Consider the following 2,839-nt stretch of genomic DNA (forward strand, 5'->3'; position numbering starts at 1 on the left):
TACGTTCTCGTCCGCAAAACATAAAGTATGACCTCCGTGAAGGTTTTACTTGGACTGCACTAACAGTAGCTGATTTCAATACAAGATATATGCCAAAAGGTTCAATTTTTGATGCAAAAGGTTCTTCTGGATTTTGCAAAGAGACAGAAACCTTGTTGTATTCAATAGCGTTATGTAACTCCAAACCATTCATGCAATTTTTAAGTATACTTGCACCGACTATGGACTATAACGCTGGTGCTATAGCAAAAGTGCCGGCCATATATGATGAAAAATACTATTCAGTTATTGACGAATTGGTTGCATCAAGTATTTCAATATCGAAAAGTGACTGGGATTTTTTTGAAAACTCATGGGATTTCAAAACCCATCCGCTTATTCGCTCCGCACTTTTATCACCGCAAAAAATAGCGGCGGAACAAGAAGCGGGATTTCAATGGGGAAACACCATGGAGGACGCCTATAATAGGTGGCAGCATTATACCGAGGAGCAGTTTACTACTCTCAAAGCCAACGAGGAAGAGCTCAACCGTATTTTTATCGACATTTACGGCTTGCAGGATGAACTCACGCCGGAGGTCGCCGACAAAGATGTAACCGTGCGCAAAGCCGATTTAGGACGCGAGATTCGCTCTTTTATAAGCTATGCCGTGGGCTGTATGTTCGGACGTTACTCTCTTGATACAACGGGACTTGCCTATGCGGGCGGCCAGTGGGATGAGGGCAAGTACAGAAGCTATATACCCGAGGATGATAATATCCTGCCCATCACCGATTCCGATTACTTCGATGATGATATTGTCATGCGCTTTGTGGATTTCGTGAAGATTGTTTATGGCGAGAATACCCTTGCCCAAAACCTTGAGTTTATCGCAAATGCGCTCTACCCAAACGCGAACACCACGGCGCGTGAGACTATACGCCGTTATTTCCAGAGTGATTTTTTCAAAGATCACTGCAAAATTTATCAGAAGCGGCCTATCTACTGGCTGTTTGACAGCGGCAAGCAAAACGGCTTCAAGGCTCTTGTGTATTTGCACCGCTATGATAAATACACCGTGGCCCGCGTCCGCAAGGGATATCTGCATCCCTTGCAACGTAAGTACGAGGCTGAGGTCGAGCGTATGAACAAGCTTGCCGATTTACCGGAAACTTCCCCTCGCGACAAAGCGGAGTTCAAGAAGCAGACCGAGAAAATAAGCAAGCAAATTGCTGAGTGCCGCACATATGACCAGATTATTTCGCACATGGCGGCACAGAACATAGAGCTTGATTTGGATGATGGCGTAAAGGTGAACTACGAGAAGTTCCAAGGGGTAGAAGTCCCGCGTGGGGATGGCAGAGGAACGGTTATGATGGATTTGTTGGGGAAGATTTAGGGTAAAAGAATATTTCATTATCGAAGGGAGTCGTCATTATGTCACTTAAAAAAATATGTTTGGAAAACTTTACTGTTTTCGAAAAAATAGAGATTGAGTTTTGTGATGGGATAAATGTTTTTCTCGGTGATAACGGAACGGGGAAAACACATATTATGAAACTGCTGTACGCTGCCTGTCAAGCCGCACAGATGAAAAAGACAGCCATTGACTTTCAAACGAAGGTGATCAAAGTATTTCGCCCTGATGAGTCATCTCTGCTTCGATTGGTGAGGCGCGGTGTTGGCGCAAGTAATGCATCGGTGAAGGTATCTTCAGACAAAAGCAATTTGTCGCTTCTTTTTCACTCCAAGCACAAAAAGAAAATTGTAACAACCGGTATGGATAAGTGGGAAAAAGAATTCTCACTATTGACCAGTACATTTATTCCGGCAAAGGAAATTTTATCTCACTCTCGCAACTTGGTTCAGGCAATCAACGCAGGTAATGTTGATTTTGATGATACCTATAAAGACATTATAGTTGCTGCAAGTGTTGATATAAGCCGCGGACCGGATAACGAACGGAAGAAAAAATATCTTAAGCGACTACAAGCCATAACTCAGGGTAGAGTGAGGATAGAGAACGAAGAATTCTATCTTTTGCCAACAGGCCAATCTCAATCGAAACTCGAGTTTCAATTGGTTGCAGAAGGACTAAGAAAAACTGCATTATTATGGCAATTGATCAAGAACGGCACTCTTGAGAACGGCTCGGTGCTTTTTTGGGATGAACCCGAAGCAAATATCAATCCTCAAAACATTCCTGCCATAGTTGACCTTCTACTTGATTTGCAAGAAGATGGCGTTCAGATTTTTATTGCGACACATGATTATTTTCTGGCTAAATATTTAGATGCAAGAAAAACAAAAACAAATACCGTTGTTTATCATGCCTTGTATAAATTAAATGGAACTGGAACGATTCAGCATGAGTGCGGTGAAGATTTTGCTCTGCTTAAAAACAATAGCATTCTGGAGCAATCCATAGACTTGTATAAAGAAGAGGTAAAGAAGGTGATGGAATGAGTGTCAACATCCCGGAATCAGGCCTAATCTTCGGAGAGTATGAAGAATCGCACCTTTTTTACGTAGAAAAATCATCAATATATAATAAACTTGGAAATGGAATTTGCACTATTGAGTTTGTACTTTATAACAAGCATGATAAAGTATTGATGATTGAAGCTAAATCCAGCTCTCCAAAACCATCAAATCAGGAAGACTTCGATAGTTTCATTGATGAGATATACAACAAGTTTGCGCATTCAGTTGAGTTATATTTTTCCCTCGTTTTAAACCGGATCGACGACAATAAGGGAGAAATGCCAGATGTGTTTAAGTCAACAGATTATTCTATTGTGGAAATCAAGTTATTATTGGTTATCAATGGACATAAACAAGAATGGCTTTCGCCAATTC

General features: G+C 41.4%; 3 protein-coding genes. All 3 read left to right on the forward strand.

Features of this window, described 5'->3' with window-relative positions; all coding sequences use genetic code 11:
• A partial coding sequence (gene pglX, locus VB081_RS10170) for a BREX-1 system adenine-specific DNA-methyltransferase PglX (protein ID WP_323400710.1) occupies window positions 1-1,379 on the forward strand: 1,379 nt, incomplete at its 5' end.
• A 38-nt stretch (window positions 1,380-1,417) separates the two neighbouring features.
• Window positions 1,418-2,446: an AAA family ATPase gene (locus tag VB081_RS10175; RefSeq protein WP_323400711.1), complete on the forward strand. Its 1,029-nt coding sequence runs from the start codon at window positions 1,418-1,420 to the stop codon at window positions 2,444-2,446.
• On the forward strand, window positions 2,443-2,839 hold a 397-nt coding region (locus VB081_RS10180), incomplete at its 3' end, for a hypothetical protein (protein WP_323400712.1). The genes VB081_RS10175 and VB081_RS10180, both read left to right, overlap by 4 nt.

Origin of the sequence: Christensenella sp. (assembly GCF_034927525.1) — a bacterium.
Lineage (GTDB): Bacteria > Bacillota > Clostridia > Christensenellales > Christensenellaceae > Christensenella.

Bases quoted from the DNA above. Each gene is read 5' to 3' on its own strand.
- VB081_RS10175 (WP_323400711.1), top strand. From the start codon at position 1,418: ATGTCACTTAAAAAAATATGTTTGGAAAACTTTACTGTTTTCGAAAAA.